Here is a 16,317-nt window from a genome sequence, read left to right on the forward strand (position 1 = left end):
GGAAAGGCCGGGCGTGAAAATGCCCGGCCTTTTTTCTTTCTCATCGACGAAGGCGGCACGAGAGCGCGCTGCTGCGGTCGCCCCCCCCCCCCGATAAACACAAAGAGGCCGGACGCTGTTGCGTCCGGCCTCCCGATTTTCAGTTTTAGGTCCTGAGCCTAGAAAGTCTGCGTGAACGAAATCTTGAAGGTCCGGCCGGGCTCCGAATAGAAGGCCTGCGGCTGTTCAAGGGTCGTGTCCTGCAGATCGAGCGCGTCGTAATAGGTCTGGTCGAACAGGTTGTAGACGCCGGCCTGAAGGGTCATGCCCTCGAAGCGCTCGGGCGCCCACCATGCGGTGACGTCGACGATGCCGTAACCCGGCGCCTTGAAGGTTGCCGTCGAACCGTCCGGCACCTTGGCCGACAGGATCCAGTTGGAGTTCACGCCCCAGGTCTCGTCGTTATAGCCGCCGCCGATGACCGCCTTGAGCGGCGCCACGGATGCCAGCATCTTGTTGGTATCCATGTCGAAGCCGCGGGCGAATGCCAGCGAGGCATGAATGTCCCAGTTGTTGACGAAGGTTTTCTGGACGCTCGCCTCGATACCGGCGATCTCGACGTTGTCGAGATTGACGGTCTGGGTGATCCCGAAGGGATAGACACCAGGCCCGACACCGACATCAGCCGGATCCACGGCCTGCGTGGTGATAAAATCCTTGTAGCGGCTGTAGAACGCGGAAATCCGGCCGCCTTCCATTTCATCACCGAAATTGGCGCCCAGTTCAAAGCCCCAGCTGGTTTCCGGATCGAGATCGGGATTACCGATCCTCAGATAGGTGCCCGGCGCGCCGTAATCGACGTAAAGCTCACCCGGCGTGGGCGCACGGAACGCGGTCGAGAACTGGCCGTAAAGCTGGGTAAAGTCGTTCAGGTCGTAGGTCGCGAGGATTTTCGGCGAAATCTGCCAATCGCTCTGGCCGTCCGGCAAGCCGTTATAGTTCGGGTTGCGGGTATAGGCTGCGGTTTCCTTCGGATCGTACTGGTACCAGTCGAAGCGAATGCCGGGGGTCAGCGCGAAGCCGCTGTCGCCGAAGGCGATTTCGTCTTGAGCATAAAGGCCGAGAACGTAACCGTCGACATCGGGCGAATCCGCCTGATTGGTGTGCAGGAAGCCACATGTGCTCATCGGCGGGAACGGGCCCGGTCCGCAATTGTCCTGACCGCTGGAATACTGGCTGGTCTGCGAATAATAGAAGTCACCGCCAATGGTGATGTCGTGCGCAAACGAACCGGTATCGAGACCCTTCTGCGCCCAGCCGGACCAGCCATAGCGTTCATCATTCGTTTTTGAACTGCGTGAATAAGGGCCGAAGGGGGGCGTTGTCGGACTGCGGGGGCTGGGCAGTCTGGTGCCGCTGCGTCCGCTTACACGTTCGCTCTTCAGCCAGTAGACCGTTCCAAAGGCGCTGTCGAACAGACCGTCATTGGCAATCGCTTCATAATTATAGTCGATCGAAACGCGGTCGCGGTGCTTGGTCTCGTGGCCGTCATAATCGTCAGGCGCATAGGTCGAACCCTGTTCGGTCAGCAGTTCGATATCCTTGTCCTTGTCGTAGCGCTCCACCGTAAGGCCGAGCGTGTGTGCGCCCAGGAACTGCTGACGCAGTTTGAACAGCAGGTTGTTCTCGTCGAAGCTTGCGGGGTTGGGCTCGCTGCGGGTGGCCCCGTAGCCGCCGACAGTGCCCTGGTTTTCCGTTTCGCTGCCCGAGCCGATATCCCCCTGGAACAGCACCGACGTATTGCCCGAACGCACGGCAAAAGCGCCCTGGGCATTGATGCCTTCGTCAGCGCTGTCATACATGATGCCGGTGCGGCCGCCCCATCCCTTTTCAGGATCGATCAGATCTTCCGGCTCCAGCGTGCTCAGCACAACCGTGCCACCGAGCGAACCGCTGCCCGAGCGCGAGGAATCGGAACCACGTACGATATCGATGGTCGCAATCGAATCGAAGCTGAAGCTGTCCATGCCGCCATTGGCGTCACGCGCACCGTCATCCAGATAGGGAATCTGGATACCGTCGATGACGGTGGAAACGCGTGGCCCTTGCATGCCGCGAATGTTCACCGATCCGGCATCGTCACCGACGAAGGTGACGCCGGGTTCGAGAATACGGGTAAAATCATCGAAATCGGTGACGATGTTGGCGTCCAGATCGTCCCGCGTCGTTTCGGTGGCAAGCGGTGTGTCCGCGGTCCCTTCCTTGCCCTTGGTCGTCGTTACGTCGACCGGCGCCAGAACCGTGGTTGCATCATTCGTTGTGGCATCCTGCGCAAAGGCAGACTGTGTCAAAACCGCCGACGCGAGTGCAGTGCACGACGCCAGCAATACCGTGCGGGAAATCCCCATACGCATCACCCAATCCTTTTGTTCTCTTGAGAACCTGGCTGGCTGACGCCGGGAAAACCCCGAAACGGACTGGCTGGCTGGGCATTCGGATCCGGCAAAACACCGGATATCTGCGACTACCCGCTATTAAACATGACTTTTATTGTCAACATAAAATGCCTGATTTTCGTCATATTCCTTCATATCAGACCTTAGTGCGACATTATGGGAAACAAAAGCGCTGTTCCATGGGACATGGTTCGGCTATAAATCCAAAGTTGAAAGACGATCGGGCAAAACGCATTCGGAGCAGGAATATATGGGGGCAAAAACCGCGATCAGACGCAGTGCATGGACCGCGGGCGCATTGCTGCTTGGCAGCGGCGTATATCTCGGCGGGCTTCAGCTCACCGGCAATTTCCACGAAGTCCATGCCGGTACGCTCTATCGCTCGGCGCAACCGAGTGCCGGTGCCTTGGCCGACTATGTGAAACGTCATGGCATCAAGACAGTGATCAATCTGCGTGGCGCACATCCTGGTCGCAACTGGTATGATTCCGAGATCGCCGCCAGTGAATCGCTCGGCATCACCCATGTCGATTTTGCCATGTCGGACAGGGTGGAGCTGTCATTCGACCGCAGCATGGAATTGCTGGCCCTGATGCGCGACGCCGAAAAGCCGCTGCTGATCCACTGCAAGGCCGGCGCCGACCGTACGGGACTGGCCTCTGTCCTCTACCTTCAGCAGGTAGCAGGCGTGGACGAGGAACGCGCGGAATGGCAGCTTTCGCCAATCTACGGCCATCTCAACATCCCCTTGACCGGCCCCTACGCCATGGATGAGACATGGGAAAGCCTGGAAAAGGACTTCGGCCTTCCAAGCTGATCGGCTCTAGCCTGCATCAATGACAAACCGGCTGCGCTCTTCCCGAAAACGACGGGTCAGGAAGGCGCGCACCAGTGCAATGCGCGCCAGATTGCCGGTGTCGGGATGCGACAGCAGATAATAGGACCGCCTGAACCGGACTGCCGGCAGGATGCTGACAAGGCCGGAGCTGTCGCGCACCACAAAATCATGCAGGATGCTTAGGCTTGTTCAGACATTTGGAGCCGAGTTGCGCTGAAGAGCCGTTTTACCGAGGTGGAAATTAATCAGGTGATCAATTGCCGTGCTGGCACATCTATGGTCTATGTCGCCCATAACTTTTTGATTCAGAAAGGATGATTGCGCGATGAAAACCTCCGATTTCAAGGCGCTGGCGATTGGTTTGGCTGTTTCGGGAATGATGGCTTCTTCTGTTTTTGCATGGGACCTTGGCGATTTGAGAGGCGTCTACACCAATGCGGATGCGGAACTTGTTTCCAGCTTCGGCTTTTGCGGCAATGGACAGGGTGCAGCCGGAAGCGACGGCTTCATGGTCAACAGGACCTATACCGTAGAAGGCGATCTGGTGAAAATGAATGCTAATGGTCAGTTTGTGTTCACGCTGAGCGCGGATAAAAAAGAGCTTATCCCAGCCGATGACTTCACCAGAGAGTGGGGCGCCGCGGAACCTTATGTCCTTGATACTGAAGCGAAGATCGACTGCTGACTTTTTGAACGAACCACGAATGCGAATTTGTGGAGGTCCGCTTCGGCTGGCCTGTTTTTTTTGATTTCGCGGTTCAACATGAGTGACAAAAAGATCAGAGTCGACGAAGCTCCATTTCTCCACAATGGTCATTTCGATATGTCAGGAGTTGCCCAAATCGAGTATCTCTTGACACCACGCACAAATGCTCGTCTTTGAGCGGCATCATTCGACCATGAAGCGGCGGCGTTCTTCGCGAAACCGCCGTGTCAAAAAGGCGCGCACCAGTGCGATGCGCGCCAGATTGCCGGTATCTGGATGCGACAGCAGATAGTAGGAGCGCCGGAAACGGATTTCGGGCAGGATGCTGACGAGCCCCGGGCTGTCACGCACGACGAAATCATGCAGGATGCCGATGCCGATGCCGGCGCGCACGGCCTCGATCTGCCCGGCAACACCGGCACAGCGGAACAGTCGGCCCGCCGAGCGGCCGAGATGATTGGCATAATTCAGCGACGAGGCATAGGCGTAGTCCTCCACCCCCGTCACCGCGACATGACCGGCAAGCGCGTGCTCATCCTCCGGTGTGCCGAAACGGTCGAGGTAGGAACGCGCCGCATAAACACCGAGCGTATAATCCGTCAGTTTCGACACGACCAGCCGCCCCTCTTCCGGCGGATCGAGCGTGATCGCCAGATCCGCCTCCCGTTTCGACAGCGAGAATGTGCGCGGCAGCGGCACGAGCTCGATGATCAGTCCGGGGTGTTCTTCCTGCAAACGGCCGAGTTCACCGGCGAGGAAATAGGTTCCCAGACCATCCGGCGCGCCGACCCTGACGGTTCCGGCAAGGCTTGCACCGCGCGCCCGCGTATCCTCCGCAACCCCGAGGATTTCCGTTTCCACCCGCTCGGCAACCGACAGCAGACGCTCGCCGGCCTCCGTCAGCGTCGAGCCTGCCGGCGTGCGTTCGAACAGCGGTTCGCCGAGCGTATTTTCAAGAGCGTTGAGACGGCGCGACACCGTGGCGTGGTTGAGCCCGAGCGCCTGGGCGGCAGCCAGGATCTGTCCACGCCTTGCCACGGCGAGAAAAATACGCAGGTGATCCCAGTCCATGGCTATCCTTTAATTTCCGCACAACGGATTTGTAAACTATCCTGTTTCTTTGCAAAAATTAATAGACGAGAGTGTGCAAATCATTTGAACGCGAGAGCGACCCCATGGTCACCAACGGCTCTTCCTTGCGTCACCCTCGGGCTTGACCCGAGGGTCCATACGGCTTCGTTCCGTGCTATCGGATCCTCGGGTCAAGCCCGAGGATGACGCAGAAGAGAGCGGTTGGGCCTGTCGCCCGGAACAACGGAGGAAACACGATGAAATCCATCCAGCACTTTATCGGCGGCAAGGTGGTGGCCGGGTCCGGCACCCGCAGCGTACCGACCTACAATCCGGCAACGGGCGAACAGAGCGGCGAACTGTCGCTCGCAAGCCCGGCCGATGTCCGCACCGCCGTCGAAACCGCAAAAGCGGCCTTTCCCGGCTGGGCGGAGACCACGCCGCTGCGCCGCGCCCGCATCCTCAACAGGTTCCTCGGCATTCTCGAGGACCGCACCGCCGAGCTTGCCGCCGTCATCACTGCCGAGCACGGCAAGGTGATTTCCGATGCCATGGGCGAAATCCAGCGCGGCATGGAAGTGGTGGAATTCGCCACCGCCGCGCCGCAGCTTCTGAAGGGCGAATATACCGAAAATGTCGGCACCGCCGTCGACAGCTGGTCGATGCGCCAGCCGCTCGGCGTCGTTGCCGGCATCACCCCGTTCAACTTTCCGGCCATGGTGCCGATGTGGATGTTCCCGGTGGCGCTGGCCTGCGGCAATTGCTTCATTCTGAAGCCGTCTGAGCGTGACCCGTCCGCAGCACTGCTGATTGCCGAATGGCTGAAGGAAGCAGGCCTGCCCGACGGCGTCTTCAACGTCGTCCAGGGCGACAAGGAAGCCGTCGACGCGATCCTCGCCGATCCCGATATCGAAGCCGTCAGCTTCGTCGGCTCAACGCCGATCGCGCGCTATATCTACACCACGGCAACGGCGGCCGGCAAACGTTGCCAGGCGCTGGGCGGGGCCAAGAACCACATGATCGTGATGCCCGATGCCGACATGGATCAGGCTGCCGACGCGCTGATGGGCGCAGCCTACGGTTCTGCCGGCGAGCGCTGCATGGCAATCTCCGTTGCCGTTCCGGTGGGCAAAGAGACCGCCGACCGGCTGATCGAAAAGCTCAAACCCCGCATTTCCGCACTCAAGGTCGGCCCCGGCACCGATCCCGAAGCAGATATGGGGCCGGTGGTCACCGCAGCGGCCCGCGACAAGGTTCTCGGCTATATCGATTCGGGCGTCGAAGAGGGCGCCGATCTCGTTGTCGATGGCCGTAACCTGAAACTGCAGGGCTATGAAAACGGCTATTTCGTCGGCGCGACGCTGTTCGATCGGGTCACGACCGACATGAAAATCTACAAGGAAGAGATTTTCGGTCCGGTTCTCTCCGTTGCCCGCGCTTCAAGCTATGACGAAGCGGCGCAGTGGATTAACGACCACGAATTCGGCAACGGTACGGCAATCTTCACCCGCGATGGCGATGCCGCACGCGAATTCGCCCACAAGATCAGGGTCGGCATGGTCGGCATCAACGTGCCGATCCCGGTCCCGATGGCATTCCACTCCTTCGGCGGCTGGAAGGCGTCGCTGTTCGGCGATCACCACATGCATGGGCCGGAAGGCGTGCGCTTCTATACCCGGATGAAGACCATCACCAGCCGCTGGCCCAAGGGCATCCGCTCGGGCGCGGAATTCTCCATGCCGACGATGAAATAGACCGGCGCACGACCGCCATGATTTCACTCCACCCCGGCAGGGCGACCTGCCGGGGTTTTTCGTTGCGGCGGCTGGTTGTCTTCGACGTCCGCAAACAGGCGTCATCCCAACGCGTAATTTCGACAAAATCATCCTTTAGTTGCATCTACCCCCTTTCGTCACGACTAAGGAGAACGACGGATGGACAAGATCGATTTTCGCTTCGAAGACAAGGTTGCCACGATTACAATCGATAACCCGTGTACCCGCAACGCCTTCGATGCGGAGATGTCGAAGGCCGTGATCTCCTGCCTCGAACAGGCAGAGAAACTGGGCGTGCGGGTCGTGGTGATCAAGGCACAGACCTCGCACGGCATCTTTTCCGCAGGCCATGACCTGAATGAATACAGGCCTGACGATGACCTTGCGGATGATCCGATATTTGCCATGTTCGAGGCGATTTACGCCTCCCCGCTTCCGGTGATCGCGCAGGTCGAGGGCACGGTCTATGCCGGTGCGCTCTGGCTGCTGCTGGCCGCCGACCTTGTCTATGCGCTCAAGACCGCAAGTGTCGTCATGACCGCAAACAGGCTGGGCATTCCCTTCAATCCGAAAGACTACAGCCGGTTTCTGTCGGTTGCCGGCCTTCATTCCATCAAGGAACTGTTTCTGACGGCCGCTCCGATGAATGCAGAGGATGCCCGCTGCGCCGGTATCTTCAACGATATTTTCGAAACACCGGTGGCCCTTGACCGGCGTATCGGCGCGGTGGCGAACCGCATTGCCCGATGCACACCCCAAGGCATCGCCAACACCAAGCTGCAGCTCAACCAGTTGGCCAGCGCCGTGCCGCTGAGCGATGAACAGACGGCCGGCATCGCCTGCAAGCGCGCGGAACTGCTGAAAGATCCCGCGCTTCTCACCCGCACGCAAACACTGATGACCCATCTTCACGGGGCTTCGGGCAAAAAACACGGCCCACTCCCCCATCCCACGCAGATACGCGACAGGTGACGGGATCCGCAGGGAATTCGCGGTGAATCAAAGGCGTCAATAAAAATTCCCATCGACCTGCAACGCCCCTTATCGGGGCGTTTTTTTCTGATATAACAACGCCATCAAGAGCGACGGGGGCGTCCGCTGCAGCGGGCTGAGAAGCACCCTTGGAACCTGATCCGGATCATACCGGCGGAGGGAGTCACTCGGGCCTTCCGTTGTTCTGGTCCGTCCGGCTTTTCCGCCACAACTGAAAGGGAAACCGGAATGACAGACACCGCGACCATTCTCAAAGAAATGCGCGAAAAGGCGCCGCTGGTGCAGTGCATCACCAATTACGTGGCGATGAATGTCGCCGCCAATGTGCTGCTTTCAGCCGGCGCCTCCCCGGCCATGGTGCATTGCGAGGAAGAAGCCGGCGAGTTCGCCGGACTGGCCTCCGCACTCACCGTCAATATCGGCACGCTGTCACCCCTGTGGATCGGCGGCATGAAGGCCGCTATCGACGGCGCTACGGCCAAGGGCACGCCCTGGGTTTTTGATCCTGTTGCCCATTTTGCAACGGATTTTCGCAGAAACGCCGCCCGCGAGCTGCTTGAGCGCGGACCGACGATCCTGCGCGGCAACGCCTCGGAAATCCTGGCCTTTTCCGGCGCGACAGGCGGCGGCAAGGGCGTGGATGCCGGTGACAGCGTGGAAGCGGCGGAGGAAACCGCCCGCCGGCTGGCCTCCGAGCGCACCATGGTGGTGGCCGTCACCGGCGAAAACGACTTTGTCACCGATGGCACCCGCAGCGCACGCATTCACGGCGGTTCCCCGATCATGCCGAAGGTGACGGCGCTTGGCTGCGCGCTGACCTGCCTTGTCGGCGCGTTTGCGGGCGCCCGGCCGGACGACCCGTTTTCTGCAACCGTGGCCGCCCTGTCCTTCTATGCGGTCGCCGGCAGCCATGCGCATGACATCGCTGAGGGCCCCGGCACTTTCGCTGTCCACTTTCTCGATCAGCTCGCATCGCTGACGCCGGCGGAACTTGAAGCCGAGGCAAGGATTACCCTTCCATGAGACCGGTTTTCGACCTTTCGCTTTATCTTGTGCTCGATCCCGTGCTTTGCAGCACCCTCGGCATGACAGAAACAACCCGGCAGGCCGTGCGCGGCGGCGCAACCATGGTTCAGCTTCGGATGAAGGATGCCACGACCTCAGAACGGATTGCAGCCGGACGCAAGCTGCAGCAGGTTCTGGCCGGCACGGATGCCCGCCTGATCGTCAATGACGATGTCGATGCAGCAATCGCGCTTGGCGCAGACGGTGTCCATGTCGGTCAGTCAGACGACGACCCGATCGCCGTGCGCGAAAAAATCGGGCCGAACATGCTGCTCGGGCTTTCGATCGACAGCCGTGAGGCCGCACGGCGTTTCAACCCGGCCCCGCTGGATTATATCGGCGCAGGCCCGGTTTTCGCGACCCGCACAAAGCCCGGCCATGCCGCCCCGCTCGGATTTGACGGGCTTGCCGAAGTGGCAGGGCGGTCCGATCTTCCGGTCGTGGCCATCGGCGGGTTGAAAGCCGAGCACATACCGGCCACATTTCAGGCCGGTGCAGATGGCATCGCCGTCGTCTCGGCGATCTGCGGACAACCCGATCCCCATCACGCAGCGGTGGCCCTTTCAGCGGCCATCGGGAAGGCAAAGACATGATTGCGAATATTCTTTCAATCGCCGGTTCCGACCCGTCGGGCGGCGCCGGCATTCAGGCCGACCTCAAGACCTTTTCCGCGCGCGGCACCTATGGCATGGCCGCCATGACGGCGCTGACGGCGCAAAACACCCGTGGCGTGACCGGCGTGCATGAGGTGCCCTCAGCCTTCGTCTCCGAACAGATCACCGCAATCTTCGACGATGTTTCCGTCAGCGCGATCAAGATCGGCATGATCGCCAATGCCAATATCGCCGTTACCATCGCCGACTGCCTGCGCCACCATGTCGAGGTCCCGGTGGTGCTCGACCCTGTGATGGTGGCCAAGGGCGGCCACCGGCTCCTGCCGGAAGATGCGGTCGAGGCATTGAAGGAGCATCTGCTGCCGCTCGCCGCGCTCCTGACGCCGAACCTGCCGGAAGCGGCAGCCCTGCTGGACGAAGACGTCGCCACCGATCGCGACACGATGATCGCCCAGGCCCAGGCGCTGCGCGGTCTCGGGCCACAGGCCGTGCTGCTGAAAGGCGGACATCTGGACGGCGAAGACTGCCCCGATCTGCTGGTGACCGCAGAGGGCCATCAATGGCTTGAAGGCAAGCGCATCGAAACGGAAAACACCCATGGCACGGGCTGCACGCTCTCAAGTGCGATCGCCGCCGAAATCGGCAAGGGGCTTTCGCTTAGTGATGCGGCCACAGAGGCCAAAACCTATGTGGCCGACGCCATCGCCGCATCAGACGCGCTTGCCGTCGGCTCAGGCCACGGCCCGACCCACCATTTCCACGCCTTCTGGCCGTGATTTCAACACAGAGTGGTGGTTAACACTCAGCCACACCCATTTGAACGCCAACAATATCCTCTTCCCATTGGTTTCCTGCCGGCAGCACAGTATAGTGCCGGCAGGAAGAGAAGGAGGAACCGAATGAAGAAGCAGTTTTTGATTGCAGGCGCATTGTCGCTCTGTCTGGGCGCGGGCACCGTGATGGCACAGGATGCTCCGCAAATGCTTCGCCAGGACGACATGAAAGCCATCGGACAGGCCATGGGCCAGTTGGGCGCCATCGCCAAGGGCCAGAAGGCTTATGACCCGGTCGTCGTCGAGGGCGCTCTTTCATCGATTGCAACGCATGCGACCGACTTCCCGACGCATTTCCCCGAAGATTCGAAAACCGGAAACGATAGCGAGGCAAGTCCGGCGATCTGGGAAAACATGGACGACTTCACCGCCCGCTCTGAAAAACTTGCAAGCGATGCAAACGCACTGCTGGCCGATCTGCCTGCCGATCAGGCCGCCGTCGGCCAGGCGATGCGGACGCTCGGCGCAAACTGCGGCGCCTGTCACGAAATCTATCGCGTCAAGAACTGACGAACGCCGCCGCCTGGCCGATTTCACCGGTGGCGGGCGGTTTGTGAGGGAGCCAGAGCGTGAAGCGCATTACCATCGGGGTTCTGATCGTTGCCGCCCTGTTCATGGGGGCAGCGTTTGTGGTTGCGTTGACGCCGCCGAAGCTTGATCCGGACGACCTTCGCAACATTGCCGGGGCCAATGTCCAGAACGGCGAGAAGGTGTTCTGGGCAAGCGGATGTGCCGGCTGCCATGCCGCACCGGGCGCCACGGGTGACGACAGGCTGGTTCTGGCCGGCGGCCTGGGGCTCGACAGCCATTACGGCACGTTCCATGCGCCCAACATCTCCCCCGACAAGGAACACGGGATTGGCGACTGGAGCTTCTACGAATTCGCCAACGCGATGAAGAAAGGCATTGGCCGGCACGGTGAAAACCTCTATCCGTCCCTGCCCTACACATCCTATGTCCGCATGAACAATCAGGACATCAGGGACCTTCACGCTTTCCTCATGACGCTGCCCGAAAGCAGTGCACCGAGCAAACCGCACGACATCACCTTTCCCTTCAATATCCGGCTGTCGGTTTCCTTCTGGAAGCTGCTCTATTTTGACAGTGAATCACCGGCACAGCTGGAGAACGCCGCACCGGATGTGCTGCGCGGGCAGTATCTCGTCGAAGGCCCTGCCCATTGCGGGGAGTGCCACACACCGCGCAACCTGTTCGGCGGACTGAAATATGACCACTGGCTGGAAGGCGGGCCCAATCCGGAGGGCGGCGACGGCATTGTGCCCGATATCACACCAGGCTCCGGCGATATCGGCGACTGGACGGCAAGCGAAATCGCCGACTATCTCGAAACCGGCTTTACGCCCGATTACGACACGGTCGGCGGTTCGATGGTGGAGGTGCAGAAGAATATTTCGCATCTGTCACGCGCCGATCTGGAAGCGATCGGCGCGTATCTGAAAGCCATTCCGGCAAACTGAAGAACCGGCCCGCTCAGGCCAGCGTCTGCAGATAGCGCATGCCCGTCACCGGTCGGGCAACAAACTCCATCTGCTGATAAAACTGGTGCGCCCTGGTGTTGCCCGTGGCGGCGCTGACCGACATGTAGGCGCAACCGGCCGCCTTTGCAAAATCACGTGCGCGGGCAATCAGGTGCTGACCGACGCCATGATTGCGATGACCGTCACGCACGAACAGGTGATGCAGGTCCATGCCGCGCTTGCCCTGCTGGGCCCGGTAGAGCGGGGTCATGAGCGCGTAGCCCAGAAGCGTGGAGCCGCTGTCGGCCACAAGCGCGGTTACCCACGGCGCGGGGCCGAAAAGGTCGCGCTTCAGGCTGTCGGCGCTGGTTTCCAGCACATCGTCGTGAAATGCGGCCAGAAGGCCGATCATTTCGAGAATTTGGGGAATATCGGCCTCGACCGCTTTTCTGATGGTCATCAGAGCGGGTCGTTCCAGCGAAATTTCATCTTGATCTTCAGTCATTGTCGTCCCTTGGCTTTCCTTGCAGTGCCGTCCGGGACGTTATGTTTTCAACACCTTGCCGCCCCAGGCGGCCGGTGATGAACATGATCAATCACGGCCGCTCCTATTGGAACAGCCAAAAATACGCGCGAGAATGGGTCACGATCTTGATCATGAATTTCAGATGCGCCGAAACGCCGGATTTGTCAATTGAAAAAGTCACACATGCTCGCGGCTGCAAAGACCATGATCGGCAAGGGAGCGGATCACATAGCATTCGCCGACCGCGTGGCCCTCGCAATGGCTGGTGATGCGTGCAAGCTCGGCCTCCAGCCGCTTCAGTTGTGCGATCTTCCCGCACACCTGGGCCAGATGGTCGCGGGCAATGGCATCTGCGCGGTCACAGGGCTTTTCGGGGTGGGACGACAATTCCAGCAGTTCGCGAATGGCATCGACCCTGATGCCGAGATCGCGTGCATGGCGAATGAAGGTCAGCCGGCTTTCATCATCGGAGCCGTAGCGGCGCTGATTGCCCTCTGATCGCTCGGCCGGTGCAATCAACCCGTTCTGCTCGTAATAACGGATCGTCGGCACCTTGACGCCAGTGCGCCGGGAAAGCTCGCCAATGGAAAACATCGCCTCAAAAAACCTCTTGAACCTATAATAGTCGCTTGAGGAATTATGGTGCTGTCCGTGAGCAAAAACAACAGGTAACGGATAATGAATGCGTGCTGCGACCGCCACGCGGAACGCAAGCGCCAACCCCAATAAAAAGCCCGGAACAGCGTGTCCGGGCTTCTTCATTCACGACCTGATCAGCCGGTCTTATTTGCAGGTGGCCCGGGCCCAGTCCATGTAAAGCGACATCGCCTTTTTCGCCATCGGGCCAAGCGCATAATCGCGCTCATCGAGCTTGGTGACCGGCACGACCTTGTTGTAATTTCCGGTCAGGAACAACTCGTCGGCCTCCATGAATTCCTTGACCGTCAGCGTACGCTCTTCGGCGGGAATGCCGTTTTCGCGGAACAGTTTGAGGATGCGGCGGCGGGTGATGCCGGCCAGGAAGCAGCCATTGTCGGCCGGCGTCATCGGAATTCCGTCCTTGACCAGAAAGATATTGGCCGAAGCGGTTTCGGCGACATTGCCGTTGATGTCGCAGGCAAGGGCATTGTCAAACCCGCGGCTGCGCGCCTCCAGCATCATCCGGCCGGAGTTCGGGTAAAGGCTGCCGGCTTTGGCGTGGGTCATCGCGACCTCCGGCGAGGGGCGGCGGAAGGGCGACAGCGTCAGCGTGACCGGTTGGGTCGAACGCATCGGCGTTTCGAACAGGCAAAGCGCGAACCGCGTCGACGCAGGGTCGGCCGGCACGAGACCGGCAAGCCCGTGTTCGGCCCAGTACATCGGCTTGATATAGACGGCTTCCGCCCCCTTGAAGCGCTTCAGCCCTTCCCAGACCAGCGCCTCGATTTCCTCTGACGTATGTGTCGGTTCAAGCCCGAGCGCGTGCGCCGAACGGTTGATGCGTTTGCAGTGCTCGTCGAGATCCGGCGCCATGCCTTCAAAAAAGCGCGCGCCGTCGAACACGGTCGAGGCAAGCCACATCGCGTGCGAGGTCGGGCCGATCAACGGCGGATTGCCGGGAAGCCACTCACCATCGACATGGGTCCAGGTTTCCGAAGACGGGGAAGTATCGACTGCCATTTCATTCTCCTTGCAACGCCGCATGCTCTTCGAAAAGCGCCTGTACGATCGGTCACTGGGAAAACGGGCCGGAATGTCAGCGTGCGCGGGAAGAAGGCGGCGGGAATTCAATGCCGACAATCAAGACGTCGCTCGCACCAAGGTCAAGCAGAAAGTTTGCGCATGGCATTTTCGATGGCGGCATTGCCGCAGAACAAAAAAGCCGGCGGGATATCCGCCGGCTTTGGGGTCTCGGAAAAACCGTCCTCAGTCGGCAAGCGATACCGGGACTTCATAGTTCACGCGCAGGGCATGGCTGTAGGGGCAGACGATATGGGCCTGCTTGACCAGGCTATCGGCCGTTTCGCGGTCGAGACCGGGCAGAGAAACGGTCAGCTCAGCTTCGATGCCGAAGCCCTCGCCATCGTCACGCGGGCCGACGCCGACGCTTGCCGTTACCGTGGTGTTTTCCGGCAGTTCGACCTTCTTCTTGCCCGCGACATTGTGGAGGGCGGAGTTGAAGCAGGCGGCGTAACCGGCCGCAAAAAGCTGTTCCGGATTGGCGCCTTCGCCGCCGGCGCCACCCATTTCCTTCGGCAGGGCCAGGTTGACTTCGAATGCACCGTCTTCGGTGCGGGCGCTGCCTTCGCGGCCGCCGGTGGATGTGGCTTTGGTGGTGTAAAGCGTCTTGATCATGGCATTACTCCTTTGCGGCGACAGATCGCCTTTTCGAGAAAATTCCCGTTTCCTTAACGACGCAGCAGAACCGGTTTGCGTTCCATATCGCGTCGGGTATATTTTACATAGTGCACGATTTAATTGCTTACAATATTATTTTGCAAATTTTATTATCGGCATTACATTTCGAGCATGACCGATGATGACGACCTGACATTCCTGCCCCGCATCGACAACCAGCTCTGCTTTGCCGTCTATGCAACCGAGCATGCCTTTGCGCGCGCCTACAAGCCGCTGTTGTCGCAGCTGGGTCTGACCTATCCGCAGTATCTGGTGATGATGGCCCTGTGGGAACACCGCACGCTTTCAGTGAATGCGATCGGCACGCGGCTCGGTCTGGATTCCGGCACGCTGTCTCCCCTCCTCAAGCGGCTGGAAACAACAGGCTATATCGCCAGACGGCGAGCGCAGGACGACGAGCGGCGCGTCGAAATCACACTGACGCCGAGGGGCCGGGAGATCAAAAGCGACGCCGAGACGATCGCCCGCTCGATTGCCGCAAAGACCGGCTGCACGGCAGAAGAGGCCCGCGACCTGCACGCACGGCTGAACACGCTGCGCCAGAACCTGCTGGCGGCTGAAGGCGAACAGTCAGGGTAAAACGGCGCGCACACGGCCGACTTCGGTGCCGTTCCAGTTCCTCAGCCTGACATCGGCCCTTTCCGAAAGGCGGCCGGCCAGTTCGACATCATCGGAGAGAAGTCTGGCAAAAACGGCAGCCACCATGGCCTCGGCAGCGCGCGTGGTGCCGTCTTCGCATTTCAGCGCAATGCCGAGCCCCTGCTCCGGAAGTGCGGCACAAAACACGCCCTCGGCGCCGGTCTTGGCATAAATCCGTCCGGGGGCGAGTGACATCAGCGCGGTGCAGGCTCGTCCCGTGCCGGCCACATACCAGGGCTCGGCCATGGCGGCATCGAGGATGCGCCGGGCCGCCCGCGCGCGTTCCGGCGAAAGCCCCTCTCCGGTTGCCATGCGGGCAAAGCCCCGCGCCAGTGCCTTCAGCGGCACCGCATAGGTGGGAATATTGCAGCCGTCGGTGCCGCAGACATCGGCCCCGACAATCGCGCCGGTGACGTCTTCCATCGCCTCGCGTATCTGCGCCTGCAGCGGATGGTCGTAGCCGGTATATCCCTTCGGATCGATCCCCTGATGACAGCAGGCGCAGACGAAGCCCGCATGCTTTCCCGAACAATTGTTGCACAGCGCATCAGGCATCTGGCGCGTCCGGGCCTGATGGATGAGCACCGGCTGCTGAGACGACCAGTGCGCGCCGCATTCCAGATCGGCAACGCCGCGCCTTGCCCGCTCAAGCATTTCGGCAGCAAGGGCGATATGGGCATCCTCGCCGGAATGCGACGAGGCGGCCAGCGCGATCTCGCGTTGCCCGAAACCGTAGGTGTCCGCCGCACCGCTTTCGACAAGCGGAAGCGCCTGAATTGCCTTGCAGGCCGAACGGGGAAAAACCGCCGCGTCGATATCGCCTGCAGCATAAACCACGCCGCCTGCCGCATCGGTGACCGCGATCATGCCGCGATGGCGGCTTTCGGTGAGCGCTCCGCGGGTTACATCCACCAGAACAGGGTTTACCATGAAGCGAAGCCTCCCGG

18 protein-coding genes and 1 riboswitch are annotated in these 16,317 nt (G+C 60.4%); of the genes, 10 read left to right on the top strand and 8 right to left on the bottom strand.

Features of this window, described 5'->3' with window-relative positions; genetic code table 11:
* Positions 1-158 precede the first annotated feature (158 nt).
* Positions 159-2,393, bottom strand: a complete 2,235-nt coding sequence (locus tag ABID12_RS02465) for a TonB-dependent hemoglobin/transferrin/lactoferrin family receptor (RefSeq protein ID WP_354432968.1) — start codon at positions 2,391-2,393, stop codon at positions 159-161.
* 292 nt (positions 2,394-2,685) lie between these two features.
* On the opposite strand from ABID12_RS02465, the gene ABID12_RS02470 reads away from it, so the two are divergent.
* Positions 2,686-3,252 carry a dual specificity protein phosphatase family protein gene (locus ABID12_RS02470; RefSeq protein WP_354432969.1) on the top strand — a complete coding sequence of 189 codons (567 nt, stop codon included), beginning with the start codon at positions 2,686-2,688 and terminating at the stop codon, positions 3,250-3,252.
* Positions 3,253-3,258: 6 nt separating this feature from the next.
* Here the strand turns inward: ABID12_RS02470 and ABID12_RS02475 are convergent, their stop codons facing one another.
* Positions 3,259-3,432: a hypothetical protein gene (locus tag ABID12_RS02475; protein ID WP_354432970.1), complete on the bottom strand. Its 174-nt coding sequence runs from the start codon at positions 3,430-3,432 to the stop codon at positions 3,259-3,261.
* A 166-nt stretch (positions 3,433-3,598) separates the two neighbouring features.
* Here ABID12_RS02475 and ABID12_RS02480 point away from each other — a divergent pair, with 166 nt between their 5' ends.
* On the top strand, positions 3,599-3,958 hold the full coding sequence (locus ABID12_RS02480; RefSeq protein WP_106301690.1) for a hypothetical protein: 360 nt from the start codon (positions 3,599-3,601) through the stop codon (positions 3,956-3,958).
* Positions 3,959-4,162: 204 nt separating this feature from the next.
* Here the strand turns inward: ABID12_RS02480 and ABID12_RS02485 are convergent, their stop codons facing one another.
* Positions 4,163-5,050: a LysR family transcriptional regulator gene (locus tag ABID12_RS02485; protein WP_354432971.1), complete on the bottom strand. Its 888-nt coding sequence runs from the start codon at positions 5,048-5,050 to the stop codon at positions 4,163-4,165.
* 257 nt (positions 5,051-5,307) lie between these two features.
* Here ABID12_RS02485 and ABID12_RS02490 point away from each other — a divergent pair, with 257 nt between their 5' ends.
* The 7 genes from ABID12_RS02490 to ABID12_RS02520 all read left to right on the top strand — a co-directional run bounded on the left by ABID12_RS02490 (position 5,308) and on the right by ABID12_RS02520 (position 11,808).
* Entirely contained in the window at positions 5,308-6,804 is a 1,497-nt protein-coding gene (locus tag ABID12_RS02490) for a CoA-acylating methylmalonate-semialdehyde dehydrogenase (RefSeq protein WP_354432972.1), read from the top strand.
* Between the two features lie 180 nt (positions 6,805-6,984).
* On the top strand, positions 6,985-7,797 hold the full coding sequence (locus ABID12_RS02495; protein WP_354432973.1) for an enoyl-CoA hydratase-related protein: 813 nt from the start codon (positions 6,985-6,987) through the stop codon (positions 7,795-7,797).
* A gap of 105 nt (positions 7,798-7,902) precedes the next feature.
* A riboswitch (TPP riboswitch) is annotated at positions 7,903-7,997 on the top strand.
* A gap of 49 nt (positions 7,998-8,046) precedes the next feature.
* On the top strand, positions 8,047-8,841 hold the full coding sequence (gene thiM, locus ABID12_RS02500; RefSeq protein WP_354432974.1) for a hydroxyethylthiazole kinase: 795 nt from the start codon (positions 8,047-8,049) through the stop codon (positions 8,839-8,841).
* Positions 8,838-9,476 carry a thiamine phosphate synthase gene (gene thiE / locus ABID12_RS02505; RefSeq protein WP_354432975.1) on the top strand — a complete coding sequence of 213 codons (639 nt, stop codon included), beginning with the start codon at positions 8,838-8,840 and terminating at the stop codon, positions 9,474-9,476. Before thiM ends, thiE begins: the two co-directional genes overlap by 4 nt.
* On the top strand, positions 9,473-10,273 hold the full coding sequence (gene thiD / locus ABID12_RS02510) for a bifunctional hydroxymethylpyrimidine kinase/phosphomethylpyrimidine kinase (RefSeq protein ID WP_354432976.1): 801 nt from the start codon (positions 9,473-9,475) through the stop codon (positions 10,271-10,273). Before thiE ends, thiD begins: the two co-directional genes overlap by 4 nt.
* 123 nt (positions 10,274-10,396) lie before the next feature.
* Entirely contained in the window at positions 10,397-10,840 is a 444-nt protein-coding gene (locus ABID12_RS02515) for a c-type cytochrome (RefSeq protein WP_354432977.1), read from the top strand.
* A gap of 104 nt (positions 10,841-10,944) precedes the next feature.
* Positions 10,945-11,808 carry a cytochrome c gene (locus tag ABID12_RS02520; protein ID WP_435528162.1) on the top strand — a complete coding sequence of 288 codons (864 nt, stop codon included), beginning with the start codon at positions 10,945-10,947 and terminating at the stop codon, positions 11,806-11,808.
* Between the two features lie 13 nt (positions 11,809-11,821).
* Here the strand turns inward: ABID12_RS02520 and ABID12_RS02525 are convergent, their stop codons facing one another.
* From ABID12_RS02525 to ABID12_RS02540, 4 genes are all read right to left on the bottom strand, one after another.
* Complete coding sequence (locus tag ABID12_RS02525; protein ID WP_354432979.1) at positions 11,822-12,313, bottom strand: GNAT family N-acetyltransferase; 492 nt, start codon at positions 12,311-12,313, stop codon at positions 11,822-11,824.
* A gap of 198 nt (positions 12,314-12,511) precedes the next feature.
* A complete protein-coding gene (locus ABID12_RS02530; protein ID WP_354432980.1) occupies positions 12,512-12,928 on the bottom strand; it encodes a MerR family transcriptional regulator in 417 nt (138 codons plus the stop codon).
* A 189-nt stretch (positions 12,929-13,117) separates the two neighbouring features.
* Positions 13,118-13,993: a branched-chain amino acid aminotransferase gene (locus ABID12_RS02535; RefSeq protein WP_354432981.1), complete on the bottom strand. Its 876-nt coding sequence runs from the start codon at positions 13,991-13,993 to the stop codon at positions 13,118-13,120.
* Between the two features lie 246 nt (positions 13,994-14,239).
* Complete coding sequence (locus tag ABID12_RS02540) at positions 14,240-14,665, bottom strand: organic hydroperoxide resistance protein (protein WP_354433284.1); 426 nt, start codon at positions 14,663-14,665, stop codon at positions 14,240-14,242.
* A 177-nt stretch (positions 14,666-14,842) separates the two neighbouring features.
* On the opposite strand from ABID12_RS02540, the gene ABID12_RS02545 reads away from it, so the two are divergent.
* Positions 14,843-15,310: a MarR family winged helix-turn-helix transcriptional regulator gene (locus ABID12_RS02545; protein ID WP_354432982.1), complete on the top strand. Its 468-nt coding sequence runs from the start codon at positions 14,843-14,845 to the stop codon at positions 15,308-15,310.
* Here the strand turns inward: ABID12_RS02545 and ABID12_RS02550 are convergent.
* Positions 15,302-16,300 carry an asparaginase gene (locus tag ABID12_RS02550; protein WP_354432983.1) on the bottom strand — a complete coding sequence of 333 codons (999 nt, stop codon included), beginning with the start codon at positions 16,298-16,300 and terminating at the stop codon, positions 15,302-15,304. The genes ABID12_RS02545 and ABID12_RS02550 overlap by 9 nt on opposite strands.
* Positions 16,301-16,317: the final 17 nt, after the last annotated feature.

The organism is Martelella mangrovi (assembly GCF_040545495.1).
GTDB lineage: Bacteria > Pseudomonadota > Alphaproteobacteria > Rhizobiales > Rhizobiaceae > Martelella > Martelella mangrovi.

Bases quoted from the DNA above. Each gene is read 5' to 3' on its own strand.
- ABID12_RS02465 (WP_354432968.1), bottom strand. From the start codon at position 2,393: ATGCGTATGGGGATTTCCCGCACGGTATTGCTGGCGTCGTGCACTGCA.
- ABID12_RS02470 (WP_354432969.1), top strand. From the start codon at position 2,686: ATGGGGGCAAAAACCGCGATCAGACGCAGTGCATGGACCGCGGGCGCA.
- ABID12_RS02480 (WP_106301690.1), top strand. From the start codon at position 3,599: ATGAAAACCTCCGATTTCAAGGCGCTGGCGATTGGTTTGGCTGTTTCG.
- ABID12_RS02485 (WP_354432971.1), bottom strand. From the start codon at position 5,050: ATGGACTGGGATCACCTGCGTATTTTTCTCGCCGTGGCAAGGCGTGGA.
- ABID12_RS02490 (WP_354432972.1), top strand. From the start codon at position 5,308: ATGAAATCCATCCAGCACTTTATCGGCGGCAAGGTGGTGGCCGGGTCC.
- ABID12_RS02495 (WP_354432973.1), top strand. From the start codon at position 6,985: ATGGACAAGATCGATTTTCGCTTCGAAGACAAGGTTGCCACGATTACA.
- thiM (WP_354432974.1), top strand. From the start codon at position 8,047: ATGACAGACACCGCGACCATTCTCAAAGAAATGCGCGAAAAGGCGCCG.
- thiE (WP_354432975.1), top strand. From the start codon at position 8,838: ATGAGACCGGTTTTCGACCTTTCGCTTTATCTTGTGCTCGATCCCGTG.
- thiD (WP_354432976.1), top strand. From the start codon at position 9,473: ATGATTGCGAATATTCTTTCAATCGCCGGTTCCGACCCGTCGGGCGGC.
- ABID12_RS02515 (WP_354432977.1), top strand. From the start codon at position 10,397: ATGAAGAAGCAGTTTTTGATTGCAGGCGCATTGTCGCTCTGTCTGGGC.
- ABID12_RS02520 (WP_435528162.1), top strand. From the start codon at position 10,945: ATGGGGGCAGCGTTTGTGGTTGCGTTGACGCCGCCGAAGCTTGATCCG.
- ABID12_RS02525 (WP_354432979.1), bottom strand. From the start codon at position 12,313: ATGACTGAAGATCAAGATGAAATTTCGCTGGAACGACCCGCTCTGATG.
- ABID12_RS02530 (WP_354432980.1), bottom strand. From the start codon at position 12,928: ATGTTTTCCATTGGCGAGCTTTCCCGGCGCACTGGCGTCAAGGTGCCG.
- ABID12_RS02535 (WP_354432981.1), bottom strand. From the start codon at position 13,993: ATGGCAGTCGATACTTCCCCGTCTTCGGAAACCTGGACCCATGTCGAT.
- ABID12_RS02545 (WP_354432982.1), top strand. From the start codon at position 14,843: ATGACCGATGATGACGACCTGACATTCCTGCCCCGCATCGACAACCAG.
- ABID12_RS02550 (WP_354432983.1), bottom strand. From the start codon at position 16,300: ATGGTAAACCCTGTTCTGGTGGATGTAACCCGCGGAGCGCTCACCGAA.